Origin of the sequence: Schaalia sp. JY-X169, from assembly GCF_014069575.1 — a bacterium.
Classification (GTDB): Bacteria; Actinomycetota; Actinomycetes; order Actinomycetales; family Actinomycetaceae; genus Scrofimicrobium.
In genome coordinates this window covers 334,322-355,837 of the sequence record NZ_CP059675.1, presented here as the reverse complement: position 1 = coordinate 355,837, position 21,516 = coordinate 334,322, and the positions used below count along the sequence as shown (strand labels likewise).

At 58.9% G+C, this 21,516-nt stretch carries 21 protein-coding genes; 6 read left to right on the top strand and 15 right to left on the bottom strand.

Going from position 1 to position 21,516, the window contains the following annotated elements; translation table 11 throughout:
• Window positions 1-9: 9 nt before the first annotated feature.
• The 8 genes from nuoF to H2O65_RS01515 form a co-directional block, all read right to left on the bottom strand.
• A complete protein-coding gene (gene nuoF, locus H2O65_RS01550; protein ID WP_182141873.1) occupies window positions 10-1,311 on the bottom strand; it encodes an NADH-quinone oxidoreductase subunit NuoF in 1,302 nt (433 codons plus the stop codon).
• Window positions 1,311-2,030, bottom strand: coding sequence for an NADH-quinone oxidoreductase subunit NuoE (gene nuoE, locus H2O65_RS01545; protein WP_182141872.1), 720 nt, complete (start codon window positions 2,028-2,030; stop codon window positions 1,311-1,313). Before nuoE ends, nuoF begins: the two co-directional genes overlap by 1 nt.
• A complete protein-coding gene (locus H2O65_RS01540) occupies window positions 2,027-3,379 on the bottom strand; it encodes an NADH-quinone oxidoreductase subunit D (RefSeq protein WP_182141871.1) in 1,353 nt (450 codons plus the stop codon). The genes nuoE and H2O65_RS01540 overlap by 4 nt, the downstream gene beginning before the upstream one ends.
• A complete protein-coding gene (locus H2O65_RS01535; protein WP_182141870.1) occupies window positions 3,379-4,119 on the bottom strand; it encodes an NADH-quinone oxidoreductase subunit C in 741 nt (246 codons plus the stop codon). Before H2O65_RS01535 ends, H2O65_RS01540 begins: the two co-directional genes overlap by 1 nt.
• Window positions 4,116-4,670 (bottom strand): NADH-quinone oxidoreductase subunit B, encoded by a 555-nt coding sequence (locus H2O65_RS01530; protein WP_182141869.1) that lies wholly within the window; start codon window positions 4,668-4,670, stop codon window positions 4,116-4,118. Before H2O65_RS01530 ends, H2O65_RS01535 begins: the two co-directional genes overlap by 4 nt.
• 12 nt (window positions 4,671-4,682) lie before the next feature.
• Window positions 4,683-5,045, bottom strand: coding sequence for an NADH-quinone oxidoreductase subunit A (gene ndhC, locus H2O65_RS01525; protein WP_182141868.1), 363 nt, complete (start codon window positions 5,043-5,045; stop codon window positions 4,683-4,685).
• A gap of 30 nt (window positions 5,046-5,075) precedes the next feature.
• Window positions 5,076-6,356 (bottom strand): geranylgeranyl reductase family protein, encoded by a 1,281-nt coding sequence (locus tag H2O65_RS01520; RefSeq protein WP_187994375.1) that lies wholly within the window; start codon window positions 6,354-6,356, stop codon window positions 5,076-5,078.
• 165 nt (window positions 6,357-6,521) lie between these two features.
• Window positions 6,522-7,247: a class I SAM-dependent methyltransferase gene (locus H2O65_RS01515; RefSeq protein WP_259349553.1), complete on the bottom strand. Its 726-nt coding sequence runs from the start codon at window positions 7,245-7,247 to the stop codon at window positions 6,522-6,524.
• Window positions 7,248-7,426: 179 nt separating this feature from the next.
• Here H2O65_RS01515 and H2O65_RS01510 point away from each other — a divergent pair, with 179 nt between their 5' ends.
• A complete protein-coding gene (locus H2O65_RS01510; RefSeq protein ID WP_182141866.1) occupies window positions 7,427-8,668 on the top strand; it encodes an isochorismate synthase MenF in 1,242 nt (413 codons plus the stop codon).
• A gap of 38 nt (window positions 8,669-8,706) precedes the next feature.
• Here H2O65_RS01510 and H2O65_RS01505 read toward each other — a convergent pair whose 3' ends face one another.
• The 3 genes from H2O65_RS01505 to H2O65_RS01495 form a co-directional block, all read right to left on the bottom strand.
• Window positions 8,707-9,972: a S1C family serine protease gene (locus tag H2O65_RS01505; RefSeq protein ID WP_259349552.1), complete on the bottom strand. Its 1,266-nt coding sequence runs from the start codon at window positions 9,970-9,972 to the stop codon at window positions 8,707-8,709.
• A 114-nt stretch (window positions 9,973-10,086) separates the two neighbouring features.
• Window positions 10,087-11,805 (bottom strand): 2-succinyl-5-enolpyruvyl-6-hydroxy-3-cyclohexene-1-carboxylic-acid synthase, encoded by a 1,719-nt coding sequence (menD, locus tag H2O65_RS01500; RefSeq protein WP_182141865.1) that lies wholly within the window; start codon window positions 11,803-11,805, stop codon window positions 10,087-10,089.
• A 5-nt stretch (window positions 11,806-11,810) separates the two neighbouring features.
• Window positions 11,811-12,890 (bottom strand): o-succinylbenzoate synthase, encoded by a 1,080-nt coding sequence (locus tag H2O65_RS01495; protein ID WP_182141864.1) that lies wholly within the window; start codon window positions 12,888-12,890, stop codon window positions 11,811-11,813.
• A 24-nt stretch (window positions 12,891-12,914) separates the two neighbouring features.
• Here H2O65_RS01495 and H2O65_RS01490 point away from each other — a divergent pair, with 24 nt between their 5' ends.
• Window positions 12,915-13,250, top strand: a complete 336-nt coding sequence (locus H2O65_RS01490; RefSeq protein WP_182141863.1) for a hypothetical protein — start codon at window positions 12,915-12,917, stop codon at window positions 13,248-13,250.
• On the opposite strand, the gene H2O65_RS01485 is transcribed toward H2O65_RS01490, so the two are convergent.
• Together H2O65_RS01485 and argF are read right to left on the bottom strand one after the other, a co-directional pair.
• Window positions 13,247-14,527: a D-alanyl-D-alanine carboxypeptidase family protein gene (locus tag H2O65_RS01485; protein ID WP_182141862.1), complete on the bottom strand. Its 1,281-nt coding sequence runs from the start codon at window positions 14,525-14,527 to the stop codon at window positions 13,247-13,249. The two genes, H2O65_RS01490 and H2O65_RS01485, sit on opposite strands and share 4 nt — an antisense overlap.
• Window positions 14,528-14,639: 112 nt before the next feature.
• The gene (gene argF, locus H2O65_RS01480) at window positions 14,640-15,653 is read right to left on the bottom strand and encodes an ornithine carbamoyltransferase (protein ID WP_182141861.1); all 1,014 of its coding nucleotides are present in this window, start codon (window positions 15,651-15,653) and stop codon (window positions 14,640-14,642) included.
• A gap of 30 nt (window positions 15,654-15,683) precedes the next feature.
• Here argF and H2O65_RS01475 point away from each other — a divergent pair, with 30 nt between their 5' ends.
• Window positions 15,684-16,691: a 1,4-dihydroxy-2-naphthoyl-CoA synthase gene (locus tag H2O65_RS01475; protein WP_182141860.1), complete on the top strand. Its 1,008-nt coding sequence runs from the start codon at window positions 15,684-15,686 to the stop codon at window positions 16,689-16,691.
• A 3-nt stretch (window positions 16,692-16,694) separates the two neighbouring features.
• Here H2O65_RS01475 and H2O65_RS01470 read toward each other — a convergent pair whose 3' ends face one another.
• The gene (locus H2O65_RS01470; RefSeq protein WP_182141859.1) at window positions 16,695-18,134 is read right to left on the bottom strand and encodes a L,D-transpeptidase family protein; all 1,440 of its coding nucleotides are present in this window, start codon (window positions 18,132-18,134) and stop codon (window positions 16,695-16,697) included.
• Between the two features lie 138 nt (window positions 18,135-18,272).
• On the opposite strand from H2O65_RS01470, the gene H2O65_RS01465 reads away from it, so the two are divergent.
• Genes H2O65_RS01465 through H2O65_RS01455 form a run of 3 tightly spaced genes read left to right on the top strand, consistent with a single transcriptional unit; the run spans window position 18,273 to window position 20,802 of the window.
• The gene (locus H2O65_RS01465) at window positions 18,273-19,469 is read left to right on the top strand and encodes an AMP-binding protein (protein WP_182141858.1); all 1,197 of its coding nucleotides are present in this window, start codon (window positions 18,273-18,275) and stop codon (window positions 19,467-19,469) included.
• Window positions 19,470-19,477: 8 nt separating this feature from the next.
• Window positions 19,478-20,374 carry a 1,4-dihydroxy-2-naphthoate polyprenyltransferase gene (locus H2O65_RS01460; protein ID WP_182141857.1) on the top strand — a complete coding sequence of 299 codons (897 nt, stop codon included), beginning with the start codon at window positions 19,478-19,480 and terminating at the stop codon, window positions 20,372-20,374.
• 23 nt (window positions 20,375-20,397) lie between these two features.
• Complete coding sequence (locus tag H2O65_RS01455) at window positions 20,398-20,802, top strand: PLD nuclease N-terminal domain-containing protein (RefSeq protein ID WP_182141856.1); 405 nt, start codon at window positions 20,398-20,400, stop codon at window positions 20,800-20,802.
• Between the two features lie 25 nt (window positions 20,803-20,827).
• Here H2O65_RS01455 and H2O65_RS01450 read toward each other — a convergent pair whose 3' ends face one another.
• On the bottom strand, window positions 20,828-21,496 hold the full coding sequence (locus H2O65_RS01450) for a histidine phosphatase family protein (protein ID WP_182141855.1): 669 nt from the start codon (window positions 21,494-21,496) through the stop codon (window positions 20,828-20,830).
• Window positions 21,497-21,516 lie beyond the last annotated feature (20 nt).

The following is a 21,516-nucleotide window of genomic DNA, read 5'->3' as shown; positions in this document are numbered from 1 at the left end:
TGTTCTCAGTCACTGAGCACCTCCCTGGGGAAAGATCGTCGAACGCTCATAGGGGAAGAGTTCCCATGCGGGCGTCGTCATTCCGGCTTCGAACTCCTCGCGGAACAGCTTCAGAGCCGACATGACCGGGGTAGCGGCAGCGTCACCGAGGGCACAGAATGAGCGGCCCGCAATGTTCCCTGCAACGTCGTCAAGTAGTTCGAGGTCGCCAGGGCGTCCCTCACCTCTCTCAAGACGCAACATGATCTGCTTGAGCCAGTAGGTACCCTCACGACAGGGGGTGCACTTGCCACAGGATTCGTGCTGGTAGAACTCCGTCCACATGCGGATTGTTCGCACCACCGAAGTGGTTTCATCAAACATCTGCAAAGCGCGGGTGCCAAGCATGGAGCCTGCCGCTGCAACGCCCTCGTAGTCGAGGGGAACATCGAGATCCTTTTCGGTGAACAGCGGGGTTGATGATCCACCTGGCGTCCAGAACTTCAACTTGTGCCCCTTGCGGATCCCACCGGAGTATCCGAGGAGTTCCCGCATGGTGACACCGAAAGGTGCCTCGTATTGGCCTGGCTTCTCTACGTGTCCTGAAACGGAGAAGAGGCCGCATCCCTTCGATCGCTCAGTCCCCATTGAGGCGTACCACTGTGGGGAGTGACGGAAGACGAGGGCGACATCCGCGATGGTCTCAACGTTGTTGACAACGCTGGGTCGGGCGTAGAGACCGGCGACGGCCGGGAATGGTGGCTTCAATCGGGGGTGTCCGCGCCGCCCCTCTAGGGAGTCGAGCAGTGCTGTTTCTTCACCGCAGATGTAGGCTCCTGCACCCGCGTGGGCAGTGACTTTGAGTCCGTCGAGCAGCCCGGCTTCTTCAGCTTCATGGATGGCTTCCAGCAGACGCCGGTAGACGTGGACGACCTCGCCCCTCAGGTAGATGAAAGCATGGTGGCAGTTGATCGCGCGTGATGCGATGGCCACACCTTCAACCAGCAGGTGAGGGTCCGCCATGATCAGCGGAATATCCTTGCAGGTGCCCGGCTCAGATTCGTCGGCGTTGACCACCAGGTAACGTGGCTTGCCATCATCGGGAGGAAGGAAAGACCATTTCAACCCGGTGGGGAATCCAGCGCCACCACGGCCCCTGATTCCCGCGTCCTTAACGGCTTGTGTGATGTCGGCGGGCGCCATCTCTTTGGCCCGCTTCAGACCCTGGTAGGCACCATTGCGAAGCGCGGTCGCCAGAGTCCATGATTCCTCGGTGTCCCAGTACTTGGTCAGTGCCGGGGTCAAGGGGTCGGGGGCTGTGAAGGTCTCCATCACTTGTCTCCCTTCGCTTCTGCGGTATCTGCCAGCCAGACATAGTCGGATGGGTCAACCGGTTGTGGTTCCTGCCAGTCGTTGGCAGCTGCGACGTCAAGACCCTGGAAGGTAGGTTTGCCGCCACTGGGCCCCTGGTTCGCCAGTCCATCGCGGAAGCCAGCCAGTGTGCGTTCGTTTTCTTTGAAGGTCCGCATCACGTTTGGACCGCGCGTGGGATGAACCGGGGTGCCGTCCTGCAGGTCGGAGACCAGCGCCTGTGCGGATTCCGGGGTTTGATTGTCGAAGAACTCCCAGTTCACCATGATTACCGGGGCAAAGTCGCAGGCAGCATTGCATTCGATGCGTTCCAGCGTGATCTTCCCATCGGCGGTTGTCTCATCGTGGCCCACCGCTAGGGTCTGAGAGAGTTCATCGAAGATCTGCTCCCCGCCCAGCACGCCACACAGTGCGTTGGTGCAGACACCCACGTTGTACTCACCGTTGGGGTGACGCTTGTACTGGGTGTAGAAGGTCGCGACAGCTGAAATCTGCGGTTGGCTCATGCCGAGGACGTCCGCACACAGCGCGATCCCATCGGGACTCACGTAGCCTTCCTCCGACTGCACTAGGTGAAGCATCGGAAGCAGGGCTGAGCGTGCGTGACCTTCAGGGTAGCGCGCAATAATCTCACGGGCATCGGCCTCAAGCCGAGCCTTCGTTTCGGGAGCATAGGTCATCTGTCAACGCCTCCGGCTACTGGGTCGAACGAGGCCAGGGAGACAACGACGTCGGCCAGCTGGCCGCCCTCGGTCGCCATGGACAAGGACTGAAGGTTTGAGAAAGAAGGGTCTCGGAAGTGAGCTCTGAAGGGGCGGGTGCCACCGGCTGAAACAAGGTGGGTGCCGAGTATGCCCTTCGGGTGCTCCACCTGCTGGTAAACCTGTCCCGCTGGCACCTTGAATCCTTCGGTTACCAGTTTGAAGTGGTGGATCAACGCCTCCATGGACTGTCCCATGATCTTGGCGATATGCTCCGGGCTGTTGCCCTGACCGTCCGGGCCAACCGAGAGGCTTGACGGCCAGGCAATTTCCTTGTCGGCGATCATCACCGGCGCGCCCTCGGTCTCATCGAGACGCTTGAGAACCTGGTCGATGATGCGGAAGGACTGGTAGCACTCATCAAAACGAACAAGTGTGCGGTTGTACGCGTCTGAGGAGTCGTACGTCGGCACGTCAAACTCGTAGTTCTCGTAGCCGCAGTAGGGGTCATCCTTACGCAGGTCTGTCTCAAGGCCACCCGCGCGTAGCGAAGGACCTGTAAGGCCCAGAGCCATCATCGCGGACATCGACAGGTAGCCCGTACCGATGAAGCGCTTCTTGAAGATCGGGTTCGCGAGGGTGAGATCTTGAAGCTCGCCAATATCGCGTCGTACGTTGGGCATGAGCGAACGAACGTACTCAACGGTTCCCTCAGGCATGTCGAGTGGGACGCCGCCCGGACGCACAAACCCGTGGTTCATTCGCAAACCGGTGATTCGTTCAAAGATGCGGAGGATCTCTTCGCGGCCGCGGAATGCGATGGTCATCATCGTTGTCGCGCCCAACTCGTTACCGCCGGTACCGATGGCGATCATATGTGAACCAATACGGTTCAACTCCATGAGGAGTACGCGAATCAGCGTTGCTCGCTCCGGGATCTGCTCTGTGACACCGAGCAGCTTCTCCACACCGAGGCAGTAGGCAACCTCTTGGAAGAAGGGCGCAACGTAGTCCATCCTGGTAACGAAGGTGGTGCCCTGGGTCCAGTTGCGGAACTCCATGTTCTTCTCAATACCCGTGTGCAAGAAGCCGACATCGACCCTTGTTTCACGGACCTGCTCGCCGTCCAACTCAAGAATGAGGCGCAGAACGCCGTGTGTTGACGGGTGGACAGGACCCATGTTGAGGACGATGCGCTCCGTGGAGATGCGACGCACCTCTTCTATGACATCTTCCCAGTCACCGCCTGCGGCCATGACATCCGGGTAGTCTTCGAGCCTGGGGTCATCGCCGCCGGGCGTCGCGAAAATCTTCGCTTGCTGGCTCATTAGTTGTATGACCTCCGTGTATCGACAGGGGGAATCGTTGCCCCACGGTACTCAATCGGAATACCCCCAAGTGGGTAGTCTTTCCTCTGCGGGTGACCGACCCAGTCCTGGGGCATTTCAATGCGGGTAAGGCCGGGGTGTCCCTCAAAGATCACACCCATCAGATCCCATCCCTCACGCTCGTGCCAGTCGTTACCCGGGTAGATATCAACGATCGAGGGGATGCGTGGATCATCCTCGGAAACCGCGACCTCAACATAGATGGTGCGCTTGTGCGTAAACGAACGGAACGGGTAGAGCCCATGCAGTTCACGCCCCTTATCTCCGGGGTAGTTCACCGTGGAGACACCAAGACACATTTCGAAACGCAGGTCCTGGTCGTCGCGAAGCTGCTTTGCAACGAAACGGAGGTGATCGCGGGTGACGCCGATGATTAGCTCGTCTCCCTGGTTGACGACGACCTTTTCTATGACGTCCTCAACCTTCAGCCCCGCCTCGACAATCAGCTCTTCGAGGACGTCAACGGCCTCGTCAAACCACCCACCGTAGGGGCGCTGGCTGGCGCCGGGCAGAGAGAATGTTTCGACAAGGCCGCCAAATCCGGTCGTGTCACCATCGTCGATAACCCCAAACGAGCCGTGACGAACCGAGATCACCTCGGGGCTTTCAAAACGATTGTCGGGCCGCTGCAGATCCTTTCCAGAATCTGGGCCGACATTATGCCGATCCAACTCACTCATGCGAGAAGCCCTTTCATCTGACTTGTCGGGGTAGCAGCCAGGGCAGCCGCCTCTGCTTTGCGCGCGATCTCTTCACGGTGGGCGCCCAGGGGTTCTTTTCCGATCTGCTCGCGCAACGTCAAGACCGCGTGGATCAACGCTTCGGGGCGCGGGGGGCAACCGGGCAGATAGACGTCAACCGGAACTATGTGATCGCACCCTTGAACAATGGCGTAGTTGTTGAACATCCCGCCGGTAGAGGCGCACGCACCCATTGAGATAACCCACTTGGGTTCGGGCATCGCGTCATAGACGCGGCGCACAACCGGCGCCATCTTCTGGCTGACACGTCCCGAGACGATCATCAAGTCCGCATGACGCGGTGATGCACGGAAGACTTCAAGACCAAACCTTGCCATGTCGAACCGGGGCGTTCCTCCGGCCATCATCTCGATGGCGCAGCAGGCTAGTCCCATGGTGACCGGGAACTGTGAGTGCTTTCGAGCCAGACCGAGCACGTTCTCCATGCTGGTGAGTCCAACCCCTGCGGGCAACTTCTCTTCAAGACCCATGATTATCTCTCCTTAGGTCCAGTCCAGGCCCTTGCGGCGCAGTTCGTAGATGTAGGGAACGGTGATCAACCCTAAGAATAGGAGGATTGAAAACAACCCGAAGAGGCCAAGTTGATTGAACGTTACGGCCCACGGGTAGAGGAAGACGACCTCGATATCGAAAATGATGAACGTCATCGCGACCAAGTAGTACTTGACCGGAAAGCGGCCATCTTCAATGTGCTGGGGTCCCGGGTCGATACCGCACTCATAGTTCTGCGCCATGACGCGGTTCTTCTGCTTCGGACCCAGAATGGCCGAAGCACCGAGACCGCCGACAGCAACCGCGAGGGCGACTGCCGCCATGATCAGAAGCGGGACATAAGGATTAGTCATCGTTCCTCCCGGTGGCTTGGTGCACTAGGTTCATACTTTTGCCACCACCTTGGTGAGCATGCTGATTAGCCGGTCGTCAACGTCGCCACCGCTTCGTTCATAACCGTCGGATAGAAGCTTGTTTACAAGTTTCATGAGCCTGCGACGTGGCAAACCGTAGTAGGTGCACAAACGCATGATCTTTGGGTTCTCAATAAGAGCCACAAAGATTCGGCCCAAAGAGTAGTAGCCCCCGTACGTCTCAGTGAGGGATTCAGGATAGGAGCTCATGGCAATATCGAAGCCTGCCTCTGAGGACCTCGAGAAGGCAGAAGCCGCGGAGTCTGCTAGGAATCGCCCAGCCTTGAGTGCTGGTGCTATTCCCTCCCCATTGAACGGAGAGACCATCCCGCCGGCGTCGCCCACCAGTGCTAAGCCGTTGGTGTAGTGCGGCTTGCGGTTGAAGGACATTGGAAGAGCTGCGGAACGAAGTGGTCCGACCTGGTTCTCCGGGGTGAACTCCCAATCTGCCGGGAGGTGCGCAACCCACTGCTTGAAAACCTGCTTGTAGGGAAGTTGGGTGGCTGTTGCATCCGATGACACGGATCCGAGGCCGACATTGACCAAGCCGTCGCCGACGGGGAAGATCCAGCCATAACCTGGTAGTAGCTCGGAGTTGCCGGGTTCGCCATTCCATAGCTCGAGGTGGGATTCCATCCAGGAATCATCTGCTCGAGGAGAGCGGAAGTAGGTCCGTGCAGCGACACCAAGGGGCCTGTTCTTCTTCTTTTCGATTCCGAGCGAGGTGGCCAGTCGTGCCGACACTCCCCCGGCGTCGACAACCAGTGGCGCCTTGAACTTGACAAGTCTGGCATCGTTGCCGCGACCCACCCGAGCCTCAACCCCGATAACACGGCCGGTCGCAGAATGTAGCGCACCGATCGCCACATGGTTCTCATAGAGACGAGCTCCCGCACCCTGTGCCTTAGCAACGAGATCCGCATCAAGTTCAAGTCGGGTTCGAGCCATGCCGTATCCAGGCAGTGTCGCCTGCTCCGGCCACTCAAAATAGACCTCATTACCGCCACCAATGACCCGCAAACCACGGTTGCGCATCCAACCGGTGGTGTCCACACCCATGAGTGACAGTTCAGCGACCGCGGCTGGTGTTAGCCCATCACCGCAGACCTTGTCGCGAGGGAACGCCGCTTTGTCTAGCAATGCGACATCAAATCCCAGGGATGCGAGGTGGTATGCGGCAGATGCACCACCGGGACCCGCGCCAACTATGACGACATCTGCTTCTGCATCGAAGCGAATATCGTCGGCCACCGGGAACTCCTCACACTTATGACGCCACGTGGTGCCACGCAGCCCGTCACCTACAGTACCCACATGCAACATGAAAGGCAGAAGTGGCAGATTCGCAACGAAAAGACCTACTGCAACGACAGGCGTGGCCGCGAAATTAGCAAGACGTAACTATCTAATTTCGCCTCACGGTCGGACGTCTGGTTTCACACCCCTGTGAAGAGCAACCGTGCCGTAGGTGAGATTTCTGTAGGCGACATCTCTCCACCCCGCGTCAAGCATCATTTCCCCAAGGGTGTGTTGGTCATGCCACTGCAGAATCGACTCAGAGAGATAGTCGTACGCACCGCCTGCCTGAGATGCCATACGCGCGATCCTGGGGGCCACGTGACGAAGATAGAAGCCGTGCGGAACCCGAGCAAACGCGACAGGCGTGGAGAATTCGCAGATGACTATGCGTCCGCCCGGTTTAGTGACCCGATACATCTCATTGAGGGCGAGGGGGACGTCCTCGACGTTCCTAATTCCGAAGCTAATCGTCACGGCGTCGAAGGTGTCGTCATCAAACGGCAGGTCCGTTGCACTTCCCCAAACAAAGGAAATCTCCGGGTGTTTGCCGCGCCCAACTTCAAGCATTCCTTCCGAAATATCGCAGACAACAACGCTCGCACCAGCTTCGTGTAGCGGCATTGACGACGTCCCCGTCCCACCGGCGAGGTCAAGGATTTTCCATCCGGGCTTGGGATCAATAGCTGCTCGAACGGCACGGCGCCACAGGTAGACCTGCCCCAGGGAGATGACATCATTTGCCAAGTCGTAGTTCGGTGCCACGACGTCAAACATTGCCGCGACCTCGTCTGGCTTCTTTGTTTCATCCGCGCGAATGGTCCCAACCTCAAGGCTTTTCTTCACGACCGCTCCATATGCATCTAGTAGGGGTTGTCCGCAGACATTGTTGCATCTCTTGGCGTGGGTGCTTGACGCGGGTGGCCGTAAGGTGTGGTTAACGCCTGCGACAGCGCCGCACCGCTAGGCTAAATGCACGCGCCGAGGGGTTCGACGCTAGAACCGACGATGAAGAGGCTTCTGAAATGGCACACGATTCTTTGCTTCAGCTCCACGTACGGGTGCGGGAGCTTTCGTCAGCACCCGAAAACCTCCTTGATCTTGTCCCTGTCAGCGAGGACGTATCGGCCTGGCTCGGCATGGACGTGTCACTTCTCGGGTGGGGCAATGCCGCTCTCCTCGAGTTTTCAGGTTCCCACGCCATGCGCGATGCTGCGCGCGCCTGGGATTTCCTAGCTGCGAACGCCCTCGTTGAAACAGACTACGAGGGCGCCCCGCCACCCGTGCAGTGGCCACTCTCACTTGCGTCGTTCGGGTTTGCGGCTCAGTCAACCGGCTACCTGATTGTGCCGGAGTTCTCAGTGGTAACAGCCGGTGAGCAAATCTGGGCAGTCACTGTCGCGTCCGGCGTGCGTCCTCCCAACCCTCTTGAGGTGTTGGCAGAGGACCCTGCCCGTGTTCCCCGCCCCTCCGGTCTGTGGACTGAACCCGGCCGCATGACACAGACCCGCTGGAAGGAAGCAGTACGACGCCTTGCGAAAATGTTGCAGTCGGGCGCGGCCTCAAAGGTAGTTTTAACCCGAGACATAGTCGTTTCCGCATCGCAGCCAATCGATGAACGCTTCCTCCTTCGCGAACTGAAGGAACGCTATCCATCCACCTGGGTTTACGCGGTTGAGGGCCTGGTTGGCGCCACGCCGGAGATGCTTGCCTCCCTTCGCAGCGGGCGCTTTACCTCCCGGGTCCTTGCGGGAACGTCTGAGCCGGGTGAGGGAGAGAGCTTGCTCGCCTCCGTGAAGAACCGAACGGAACACCACCTCGCAGTGGAGTCCGTCGCCCGCGCCCTGGCGCCACTTGCCGAAGCGATGACCGTGCCCGCGGAGCCCTCCCTTTTGGACCTCCCCAACGTCACGCACCTGGCCACCGATGTTGAGGCAGTTGTCAGCGGCGCCAACGTCCTCGACATTGTTGGGGCCCTGCACCCCACAGCGGCTGTTTGTGGGACTCCCACGAGCCTCGCGTTCAGCATTCTTGAAGACTTGGAGGGCACCCAGCGAGGCCGTTACTCCGGACCCGTGGGATGGATCGATGCCGCGGGTGATGGCGAGTTCGGAATCGCCCTGAGGTGCGGCCAGCTCTCAGAAGATCACAAGCAGATCCGCGTTTTCGCAGGTGGCGGCATCATGCCGGATTCCGTCCCCGACCTCGAGCTCGCGGAAACCCGCGCCAAGATGAGGCCCGTCTTGGAGGCACTGGGCGTGGAATAGTCAGGCCCCACGCGAGGGCGGGGGCCTGACTCCCGTCGCTACCGCTGCTGAAGGGTGACGAGAACCTGCTGCTGCACGCCGTTACGCACCACATCCAACGTCACTTGGTCGCCCGCGCTGTACCTGCGCACGTACCCGGTCAGTGAGGGCCCGGAAGTTACAGAGCTACCATTGATCCCAACGATCACGTCACCTTGGATTAACCCCGCTGCTTCCGCTGCACTGCCAGGGTTCACTGTGGCAACTAACGCTCCAAGTCTGTTGTCTTCCCCAACGAGGACGGAAGATGTGCTGATTTGAACTCCAAGCATCGCGTGCTGTGCCGACCCCGTCTCGATGATCTGACTGGCTACCGACTTCGCTAAGTTCACAGGAATGGCAAACCCCAGTCCGATTGAACCGGCTTCCGAGGACGAGGAACCCATCGACGCTATTGAGGAGTTAATTCCAACCACGGCTCCCTGCGCGTTGAACAGTGGGCCGCCCGAATTACCGGGGTTTATGGACGCATCGATCTGGATAGCGTTGGTCACAACGACCTCTGTCTGTGCCTGTGCCGAACTATCCGCGGAACTAGATACCGCCACGGGTCGGTCGAGCGCAGAAATGATACCTGTGGTCACGGTGTCGGCCAGTCCAAGCGGGGCACCAATGGCCATGACGGGCTGCCCAACTTCGAGTGTTGAAGAGTCCCCGAGGAGAGCTGCTGTCAGGTCAGTTGGAGGGTTATCTAAAGTCAGAACTGCAAGGTCGGTCGTCGGATCCGTGCCGGTGATTGTCGCCGAGTAAAGACGTCCGTCATGCAGTGTCACGGTGATGTTTCCGCCTTGTGCGGCGCCGGAAACAACGTGATGGTTGGTGATGATGTGGCCGGAAGAATCGATAATGACACCGGAGCCACTAGCCGCTTCAGTTGCACCTTCGACGAGGATGCTCACTGTTGCGGGACGCACAGCCGCGGCAACTGCCTGCCAGTCTGGGGCACCTTCTGTTGCCTCGACCGGTTCGACGACGTCTGCGGGCTCCGAATCCGTAGTCTCGCTACTTCCACCTGTCATTGCGGGAGCGGTGTCAAAGGGGGACTGCGCACCCCAGACCCCAAATACAACTGCCAGTGTCACCAAGACAGCCAGAATCATTGCCAAAATCAAAGATGCCCACCCGGGCCCGCCCCTGCGTCCTCGATGACTCTCTTGAGCCCGAGATGCGGGGGGTGGGGTGAACCGTGCGGTATCCATACTCTGCGCGGGGACAACGGCCACTTCTTCCAACGGAATGCGTAGCGGGCGCTGTGGTTCAGTCATGATTCTCCCTTCAATCTACTGGTGTAAGTATGCGGTTCCTACCCCGGTCTGGTCGAGATGATCCAGGAATTTCGGTAACAGCGAAGAACTGGGATTTGCCCCTGACCCGTAGTATCAGATAGCACGCCCACGCAGAGCGGCGAACACTTCGGTTGGCCTTTCCAACGGAACGTGAATCACGCTGCGTCCCACTATCGGCACGGCCAGTGCGCCGCGGAGTTCCCCCACCGTTGCGACCGTCACGGCTTCCCAGCCGCAAGCGCGGGCAGCAGCCGGTATGTCGATCCTTTGCGCCACCGCAAAGTACTTTTCATAGAGCTCTTCGGGTGCGCTGCCATGCTCAAGGGAAGCAAAAATTGAACCTCCCCGGTCGTCCAGAACTATCACCTGGATATCGGGATCGTAATCCGGTCGAGCTGCCAACGTTGGCAGGTCATAGCAGAACGTCAGATCGCCAACCACAACTCGCATCGGCCTGTGCCTCATCGCCTGCACGCCAAGCGCAGATGCGATGCTCCCGTCGATGCCAGCTAATCCCCTGTTCGCAAAAACACTCGCTCTTCCAGGCGCCCTCGCCGCAATATCAAAGGCTCTCACCGCATTCGATGCGCCTAACCACAGGTCTGTTCCCTCGGCCTGCCCCCAAATCTCTTCGGCCGTAGTGACGTGGTCAAGTTTTTCATCGCGACTATGTTGGTCGAGGACGCGATCAACTCGGGTAGCCGCATCCCTCCACGTTGCAAGCCACCGTTGTGCATCATCATCCCCCTCAGAACGGTCGGCCGCAGCGATGGAGGCAGCCTCAACCAGCCCGCGCACCTCCAGTGGCACCACGACCTCGACCTTGCCCCAGAGGTCCGTCCATTCATGGTGGTTTGCCAGTGCCACAATTCGCACATCAGGCCGTTGCAACAGCCTCATCACCTGGCGGGAAAGCGTTGGCTTTCCAAGCACAAGTATCTGCTCCACTTGCGCGCCGCACATCTCAATAACCCAGGGGGAATGCGGGATCCATGTCTCACAGTCACAGAGTCCCGACGTCGGTTCAGCAATCACAGGAATCATGCGCTCACCTGCTTGTTTCGTGAGTTCCCGCGCCGCCGCCAAGTCGCCCGGATCAACGCTGCCCGCGACCACAATGGTGGACAGTCCCGGCTGCACCAGCTCTTCCCAACGCGGAATCTGCGTGCCTGCTGCCTCACGTCCGAGGGCGTAGAGCGCCGGATTCTCACGTTCCTTCCCCTCGATCTGCCCCTCCGTGACAGCGGTGGCAAACGCAGAAAAGTCTGACGGCACCAGCGGGTCAGCTAAAGCAACATTTATGTGTACGGGACCACTACGCCCTCCCATGCCAAGTCCGCGCGCCAGCGCCCGCCACAACCGGTTGCGGACCCCTAAAGCATCAGAGCCCTCTGGAATGTCCACTCCAATGCAGACAGTTGACGAGAACATGCCGGCCTGGTGCGTTGCCTGCGAGGCCCCCACGCCAACCATGTGAAATGGTCGGTCCGCTGTGACCGCAATGACAGGTAGGCCCTGATGCCGCGCCTCTTCCAGTGCTGGGTGAAGTTCGGCGACAGCTGTGCCCGACGTGGTGATAACTGCGACCGGCACGCGTCCTCCCAGTGCCTGCGCCGCACCCAGAGCCCAATAGCCCGCGCCCCTCTCTTCAGCAAACGTGTGAACGTTGACCCGCCCGGCAGCTTCTTCCGCCGCCAGAACGTATGCGAAAGGCGCGTTTCGTGAGCCGGGGCAGTACGCAAACTCAGTTGCTCCCGAAGAGATCAGCGCACTCACAACCGCACGCGCCACTTTCAAACTAGGGGGCTCCATTAGGCTCACCTCTGCTCCTCCCCTTTTCGCAGGACACTAGCAACCCTCTCCAGGCGCTCGTGCCAAAGCTGCTTCACTGAACTCTCAACCTCATCCGCATGGGGGTTCAGTGCGGAGAGCGTCGCCACTTTCGCCTGCTCCACATCAATCTGTCCATCTACCGCAACAAGGGGCTCGGCAAGCACATCACCGACAAACATGGTGGCCGTGTTCAGGCCGCAGGCATGCTGAAGGTTCGGTAACGAGGCAGCAAGCGCCACCCCAGCGGCGATTCCAACTGAGCTGTCAAGGGCAGACGAGACAACAGTCGGAAGCCCGATCGCTGAGCCGAGCCTACGCGCCTCCGCGATTCCGCCCAGAGGGGCAACCTTCAGCACCGCAATGTCTGCTGCACTCATGTCGCGTACCGCTTGCGGATCATCTGAGCGCCGTATCGACTCGTCTGCTGCCAGGGGTACCCTTGTGTGGCTTTTGAGTTCCGCCAAATCCTCGGTTGAGCCAACGGGTTGTTCAGCGTATTCCAAGCCACCCAGCACTCGAGCCGCCCGGTTGAGAGCGTCAAGCATTTCCACGGCATCAGGAACACTCCAGCCCGCGTTGGCATCGACTCTGATCCGTGCTTCTGTCCCATGGTTTTCGTAGAGGGCATTCGCAACAGCCTCCACCCGCGCTACGTCCTCCGCCACCAATTGGCCACGCTCGGCAACTTTCACCTTGGCTGTGCGACACCCACGCTGCTTCTCAACTCGTTGGAGTGCTTCTTTGACGCCGCAGGCCGGAATGGTCACATTGACGGGGACGGTCGCGCGAACCGCAAGCGGGGTGGGAACGGTCGCGGATGTGATGCCGCTTGCGAGCCACCGGGATGACTCCGCGGCACCGTAGTCCCAAAAGGGCGCAAACTCACCCCACCCGGCAGGGCCTCGCAAGAGGATGCCTTCACGGCTTGTGATGCCGCGGAAGCGAATGTTCATGGGCAGAGTGAATACGACGACCTCGTCAATTTCCCCCAGTGTCGCCCGGGCGTCATCATTGAGCCCAGTCAAGGGTAGAGCGGAAAGACCGGGACGTGGGTAAGTTGTCACCACCGAAGTCTATATAGTGAGCTCATGATTCTCATTGCTCTTCTGGCAGGTGTACTTGGCCTTGCGGGATCTCTGGCGCTGCGCAGAGACACGGCCCGAGCCCGATCGCTGCGCAACTCGAAGGGTTTAGCAGACGAACGCTTTATTCTCCTCGCTCTACCCGGCGTCTCACTGTTTCTTCTGGGGGCAGGACTCCTGGGCCTGATACTTCCAGGAATTGGTGGCGCCCTGGGAAACGTCCTCGGCGTCCTCCTCGCGATCCCATGTGTCGCCATCATCGGGTTTGGCGCGTACCTGGCAATCCTGGGGTTTGGTTCGGGCCCGGCTCCGAGTTGGGCCAAGCCAAAGTCAGACCGTTAGTCAGCCGTGTAGATTGTCTTGGTCCGCCATCCTTCTGGCAGATTGAAAACGTACTCGACTTCCGGAGTTGGCCCGTAGAACCCGTTATCCGGCAGAGTGGGGTACTGCGTCCCAAACTCAAAGTGCCAAGGTTCAGGCCGCAACGTCCCAAAAGCCTCATGTGTTGGGTTTCGCCATCCGTAAGCGGGGCCATTTTCGATCAGCCAGACCACCTCAGGATTGTCGTATGAGGTGTAGAGGTCAATGTCGAAGTCGACGGCTACCCCCCAGCTGTGGTTTGAAGTCCCTGGCAACGTCGTCATTTCAGGCGCATTCTCGTGGGCCCAGACCTGGTCGGCGTACGTGCGATACCCACTCTGGATGGCCAAGTCATGGCCAAACTCCGCCTTGAAAGCCACGTTCAAACGCTCAAGGTTCGGGACCGTCGCGCAAAGCAAGCGGTAGTACGGCGCCCAAGGAATCGGGCAGAGAAGTGACTCGTCAATGTAGCCATTCTCAGCCTGGGAGAGATCCGGAAGGGATGCTGCAAAGCGTCGCTCTTTCTCAATCTGGAATGAACTTCCAAAACCGCCTGCGATTAGTGCATCCAACTCCTCGTCAGTGAGTGAGGTGGAATCAATGCTGTCAGGGCCCAGGACGACTGCCCTGTCCATCACGGGAAGTGAAGCCAATGCAGTCGCCAACTGCTGCGCTGCCGTTGCCACCTCATCAACCGCGGCGGTCTTCACCGGGGCAACAATCCTTGAGCTCTCCGTGTCTTCAACAACATCGGCGGAGGGCACAGTCTTGATGCTGGTTGCGGCCGTGAAGAGTTGCCGAATTGGCGCCGACGTTGACCTGTAGGAGTCCACGAGTTCATCCGGAACACCCTCGAGGACGAGAGCCGTTCCGGTCGCCTCCTCGGCTGATTCAACAGCGCTTTGCAAGGCTTGGAACGCCTGCACTGCTTCCTCACTGGAGGGGCCCTCGGGAGCTGTCGCAATTGCATCAATGTTGAGGGAATCGCAGGTTGACTGCGCCGCGGAAATGACCGCGGCCTCTTGTATCTGAGGTGCAAACGTCACGACAACTGTCTGAGATGAGCTGGTAGCGAGGTTCTGCGTGGGGTCAGATTGACCATACGTACCGACTCCCCATGCGGCGCCGACAATCACCAACGTGGAGGCAACAGCGCCCGCAACAAGTGTGGGGGGAACCTTATGACTGGTTGCCCGCCTATATCGCCCTCGCCCGATAGCGTGCTGGGGCATAACACCTAGGGGTTCAGTTGCTTTCATGGCCGAGGCCGACTTGGCATGTGAGCGCGACGGAGGACGTCCAAACCAGTCTTGCACCAGCGCCCCCCGTTGCTGAAGTTATCTTCTGCGCCCCTGTCAGGGCTAGCCCAGCTTACAACGAACCCAGTGACCGGACCATGACTGCTTTGATGGTGTGAAGCCGATTCTCCGCCTGGTCAAAGACGACTGATCGCGGCCCCGAGAAGACTTGGTCAGTGACTTCGATACCGTTCAAGCCAAACTCCTCAAAGACCTGTCTGCCCACGGTCGTGTTGAGGTCATGGAAGGCAGGCAAACAATGCATGAACTTCGCATTTGGGCCGGCAAGTTCCATAAGGGCCTCATCAACACGGTAGGGCCTCAGCAGCTCTATTCGTTCAGCCCAAACCTCTTTGGGCTCCCCCATCGAAACCCAGATGTCGGTGTGGACAAAGTCTGATCCCGCAACCAATCTGATGTCATCTGTCACGGTAATGCTCGCACCTGTGGCAACTGCGATTTCGTTGCCACGCTCAATAACTTCCTGGTCCGGCCACAGCTCACGGGGCGCGACAATACGCACGTCACAACCTAGGAGAGCGCCATTAATGAGGAGGGAGCGGCCCATGTTGTAGCGCGCGTCCCCAACATAGGAGTACGTGATCTCAGAGAACGGCTTCCCTCCGGAATGCTCTGCCATTGTCAGGGAGTCAGCCAACATCTGGGTTGGATGCCACTGGGCTGTTAGGCCGTTCCAAACCGGAACTCCGGAGTCTGCCGCCAGGATGTCAACCTGGCTTTGATCGTCGCCACGAAACTCTATGGCATCAAAGAAGCGACCGAGGACGTGAGCGGTGTCTGAGATCGATTCCTTGTGGCCCATCTGGGAGCCCTGGGGATCAAGGTAGGTTGTGGAAGCACCCTGATCTGCCGCGGCCACCTCGAACGCGCACCTCGTCCTCGTCGAAGTTTTGGCAAACACCAGGACAATATTGCGTCCCCGAAGATAGTGGACCTCAGTTCCGGACTTCTTCTGCTTCTTCAAGATTGCGGCAAGCTCGATGAGTCGGTGCCAGTCACGCGGTGTCTCATCATCCTCTTTGAGGAGGTGGGAACCCGGCTTGAGGTATTCAGCGATGTCAGTCATGACGTCATCCTACGGGTTATCGTTGTTTACGTGAGCTCCTTAGAATCAGTTTCAGACACTTTCGATCCCTCGCGTTGGCGCCCTGTTCAGGGCTTCTCTTTTGGCGACATCACCTATCACCGCGGCATCTCGAGAGGTGAGAGTGATGGGGCGTCGGCCGGCGCTAGTCTGCCGTGGGTACGCATCGCATTCGATCGACCAGAGGTGCGGAACGCCTTCCGTCCCCAAACAGTCGATGAACTGCTGGTTGCGTTTGAGGACGCCCGAACTGACGCAAGTATTGCCGCGGTGATCCTGACAGGTAATGGACCGAGCCCCAAAGACGGGGGATACGCATTCTCATCCGGCGGAGATCAAAGGGTCCGAGGACGTGACGGGTACAAGTACTCGGTCCAGGTCCCTGGGAAGAGTGACATTTCGGAAACCGCCAAATCACCCTCCCAACCTTCGGATGGTGATTTGGGGGCAGTGGAGAGAGCCCGTGCGGGGCGGCTGCACATCCTTGAGGTTCAGCGACAGATTCGCACGATGCCAAAAGTTGTAATTGCAGCAATCAATGGATGGGCTGCGGGAGGAGGACACTCGTTAGGGGTGGTTTGTGACCTGGCAGTGGCTTCACGTCAACACGCCCGGTTCAAGCAGACCGACGCAGACGTGGGGTCCTTTGATGCGGGCTATGGGTCTACACTCTTGGCGCGTCAGGTGGGCGACCGCAGGGCACGTGAGATCTTCTTCCTGGCGCGAACCTACTCAGCTGAGCAGGCGGAACGATGGGGTGCGATCAACGAAGCCGTCGACCATGATGTCCTTGAGGAAACCGCAATCGAGTACGCCCGCCTGGTGGCGGGTAAGTCACCGCAGGCTCTGCGGATGCTGAAGTACGCATTCAACCTGGCCGATGACGGCCTGGCTGGGCAACAGCTTTTTGCTGGCGAAGCGACCCGGTTGGCCTACATGACGGATGAGGCTCGTGAGGGACGTGATTCCTTCTTGGAGCGTCGAGAACCTAACTGGTCAGCATTCCCCTACTACTTCTAGAGACTAGTAGCGGCTAATTACCTTGGTGCCCACGTTGGCCCAGTTGTAGAGATCCCGCGCGCTTGAAACCGGCATGTTCACGCATCCGTGTGAACCGGCCGAGCCCGCATCATACCCAAAGCTCGAACGCCAGTATGCGCCATGGGTCGCATATCCTCCGTGGAAATAGAGGATCCACGGGACATTCTCGGTTTCATACTTCGTGCCGTCGGCATTGTTACCGCGCATCGTCTGCGTGGGAACTTTTGCCCACACACTGTACTCGCCAGTGACCGTCGGCGTTGCTGGAGCTCCGGAAACCATGGGAGAAGAGAGGACGGGAGTAGCACCCTCATAAGCCGTAACTGTGTGCGCGGAGAGGTTGATATCAATCCACTTCTCTCCCGGAGCGGCCTGGTACGCCAGATTTTCAGCACCCGGGGCGATGAGTCGCTGTTCGGTAGCACGCGGCTCGACCACATACTCAATGACTCCTACGAAAGGCTCTGTGGATCCCATCGTTTGCACTATTGCGTCTGCCAGTGCTTGCCCGTTGTTCGCTACATAGCCGTCCGCACCCTCGCGGGCGGTCGACAGCACTGTGCCCTGAGCATTCACATTCTGCACCATGGGCTCCGAAGCAACATTCGTTTCCGCGGAATGCTCATCAACCCAGGCCTTCACCAAGGTTGGATCCAAGGTGGCAGCCAGAGACTGATCCTTAGCCTCAAACACTACCCACGACGCCTTTGTCGGTACATCTGCATCATGGCGGATCTCTTCGCGATCCAGCAGGGCAAGCTCAGTCTGCAACCACTGGTTTGCCTGATCAGCGGCCGCAGAAACCACCGCAGAATCATACTCGGGAGCCACTTCCACGACAGAAACCGCGATGGGTGTGAAGCTCATGGCTTTGGCGGCCCGGGTCACCTGATCGGCTAAGGCATCGAGGTCAACCTCAGAGCCAGATTCTGACGCACCGGCGACAAAGACCTGCTGGTCTGCGTCAAACGTGACCTGGCCATTGGCTGCCTCCCGAACCGAATCGCCTTCAAGCCCTCCTACAGCCACCTCGAGCTGCTTCTCATCAACCGTAACGACAGGTTCGATATCACGTGAGTCGAACAGCCCGCTGACACGGGTTATCAGACCCCTGTTCGGCGCAAAGGCTTCGTCAACCGTCTTTTCAACGTCAACTTGAATGCCTATGTCCGCAAGAGCAAACGTTGCGGGAGTGACTTCTCCCTCTAGCACCACTGATTCCTGGGCAATCTGAGCGTTGATTCCCTCAGTTGCCTGCTCACGAGTCATTCCTGAAATTGACTGACCTGCAATGGATGTTCCAGGAAGTGCGTGACTAGCATAAAAGACTGTGACTCCAGCAAAAACTGCAACCAGAAGGGCAAGCAAGCCAACAAGACCTGCAATAACGACTTTTTGCTTGGAATCAAACAGTTTCTTCATAACGCTTACATCCTAGCAATCCCCCATTTTTGGAGTCGATGGGATGTGCATTACGAACGTGCTGCAGATCATCTGAGACGGCGTCTGGACGGACCTACATGAGCGTCGATCTCCAGTTTCGGATTAGTGTTGCTAACTATGATGGTCCAGCTGCTCTCTACGTCTGATCGCGACGTCGCGGTAAACACGCTTGTCAAGCACATCTTTGCAGGACAAACTACCCTGGCCGTCTTGGATCAAGACAACGAGGTGCTGCGTAACCGACTCAAGGGCTCCACCCCCCATCGCCAAGTTGGCGGTGAGCAACCCCACGAACTCATCATCGCGACTTCTGGCTCGACAATGCAACACCCACACCTTGTCTGCCTCAGCACCGATGCTCTGCTTGCCTCAGCAGAAGCGACGAACAACGTCCTCGGCAGTCCGGGGCAGTGGATCACAACGCTCCCACTCAATCACATTGCCGGCATTCAAACCGTCGTCCGAGCAGCTATCAGCGGACACACTCCGATCCTTGCTCCATCGGGCAAGTTCAATGCCAAGGACTTCGCCCAGTTGGTCACCGAGGCGCGTGCGTGCACTCCTTCTTCTGTTCCTCTCTACACGTCCCTCGTTTCCCCCCAACTTCTTGCATGCCTCAATGAAGCACCGCAGGCATTGTCTTGCCTGGATTACGTCCTCGTCGGCGGGGGCTTCATAGACCCGTCCCTAACTGAGCGTGCCAAGCAAATTCGGGCCCGTGTCGTTCGTACGTACGGGATGACCGAAACTAGCGGAGGATGTGTTTACGACGGGATTCCACTGGAGTGCGCAACGGTGAAAATCGACTCTGACGGCATCATTCTCATTGCGGGATCCATGCTTATGAGCGGATACTTCGACGAACCCGCGCCCCTGCTGTACGAGGACGGTCAAGCCTGGTTCAGAACCTCTGACCTTGGGGAAATTGCCGAGGACGGAACCTTAAGAATCACCGGTCGCGTCGATGACATCATCAAATCCGGAGGTGTCAAAGTGAACCTACGGGCGGTAGAGGAAGCTGCTTCATCTCTGGGAATGGGCCGAGTTTGCGCCCTCGCGCTGCCCGACCCAATGTGGGGGCAACAGGTCGCGCTGCTGGTCGAACACGATGATGCGTTATCCCTTCCCCAGAGGGAAATGCGCGCCCGGCAGCTGCGCGAAGCGGTCCGCGGTAACCTTGGCAATGCCGCAGCCCCCAGGACGGTTGGGTTCATCAAGCAGATCCCACTCACATCCCTCGGAAAAGTGGATAGGACGTTGGCAAAGCAACAAATCAATGATTTGATTCGCCAAGGAGACGTGTGGCGACGTTAGATAAACCCATGGCTTCTGCAAAAGACTGGCTCGAGGGCGCACGACTGCGCACACTCCCCGCCGCGGCCGCACCCGTCCTCGTCGGTGGAGGTGCTGCCTTCAATCTTGGTGCGTTCTCAATAGGGAAATCCCTCCTCGCCCTCGGCGTCGCACTGGCCCTGCAAATTGGGGTCAACCTAGCCAATGACTATTCAGACGGAATTCGCGGTACAGACCAGGACCGGGTCGGTCCCACGCGCCTCACTGCAAGCGGGTTGGTTCCAGCCCGCCAAGTGCTTGCCTTCGCCCTCTTCACCTTCGGTGTTGCAGGTGTTCTAGGACTCGCGCTGATCGCTTGGTCCGGACACTGGTGGATGGTGGCCGTAGGCCTTGCTAGCGTCGGCGCCGCGTGGTTCTACACGGGAGGCAGCCGCCCCTACGGCTACATGGGAGTTGGACTGTCGGAACTATTCGTCTTCGTGTTCTTCGGCTTGGTTGCAACCGTTGGCACAACCTACGTTCAAACCACCAACCTGCCGTGGTGGGTGTGGTGCGCAGCGAGCGGGATAGGGCTGATCTCTGTCGCTCTCCTTATGGTCAACAACATTCGCGACATCCCCACGGACTCCCAGGTCGGCAAGAACACCCTGGCTGTACGGCTGGGAGACGGGGCATCCCGTGTCGCCTACACGGTGATGATCGTCGGTGGTCTGCTACTTGGGGCAGTCGCGCTTGCCGGTGTCGGGAACACCTACTGGTGGCTCATCGCGGCGGCGCTCCTACTTGCTGGGCTACCCGGGGCAGTGACTATCGCCAAGGGCGCAAAGGGCCTGGCCCTCTTGGGTTCCCTACGGAATACCGGGCTTTATGCGCTTGCCTACGGAGTTCTTGTGGGTGCTGGCTTGGCACTGAGCTCTGCTATTTAGTCGGGACCGTTTAGAGTGGAAGCATGGCACGCATCATGCTGGTGGTACTCGCCCTCGCGATAACGATTTACGCAATCTCCGATTGGGTATCTCGGTCACGCACGTGGACGCCCGGCCGCGTCAATCGTTGGGTTTGGTTAGCCGTCATCGTGCTCATTCCGATAATCGGGCCACTTGCATGGATCATCGTGGGGCTTGTTACCCGTGCGGAACAGCGCAGGGTCGGCACTTCTCCCGACTCGAGCCCACCCCGGTCCTCGCGCCCCGACGACAATCCTGAAGCACTTTCCGACCTTGCGGACCGCATCTCTCGACGTCAGCACCGCAGCCGCCCAGTTCGCAGACCCAACGATTCTCCTCAGATGCCACCTTCAGACGAGGACGACGACACCAACCAGACGGGTGACGAGGACGAAGAGGACGCCTAGAGGCTCTGGCGCGTTCCACCCAGACTTATCGGCGTACCGCAGCCTTCGAGGCCCCCGGTGTCATGTCCTGAGCCGCCTCCAAGAGCGCCAGTGCTGGCTCTTCATAGTTCCATCCCACTAGCACGTCGCCGTCAAAGGTCAGCGACGTCAATGAGGCAAGTGAACACTGCCGGTTGAGGGGATTATGGGAGAGCGGTTTGCCATCCAAGAACCTCTGCATCATGACGACCGGCATCTGGTGTGACACCAGTAGTGCTTCGTGACCCCGGGCTTCCTCAACCGCTGAGGCCACCGCTGAACTCATGCGCCTCGCGATGACCTTATAGGGCTCACCCCAGGAGGGCTCATGAGGACGGGTGTAGAGATGCCAGTTCCTTGGGTGTGCAAGCGCCCAGCGGTTCTTGTTGATCTGGCGCCCTTCAAACTCTGATCCGGCCTCAATGAGCCTTGGATCCGCTTCAACCCGCAGCCCATACGCTTTCGCGGTGGGCGCTGCGGTCTGCTGGGCCCGAAGCAGCGGTGAGGCGATGACATGGGTGATGTCAGCACCTTCCGCAACTAGGAACTCAGCAACCGTCTGTGCCATCTCCTTGCCCAGAGTTGTTAGCCCGAACCCTGGAAGGCGCCCGTAAAGCACTCCAGCTGGGTTATCAACCTCGCCGTGGCGCATCAGATGAATGGTCGTGAAGCTCATTGACTGCTACTTCCCTTGCT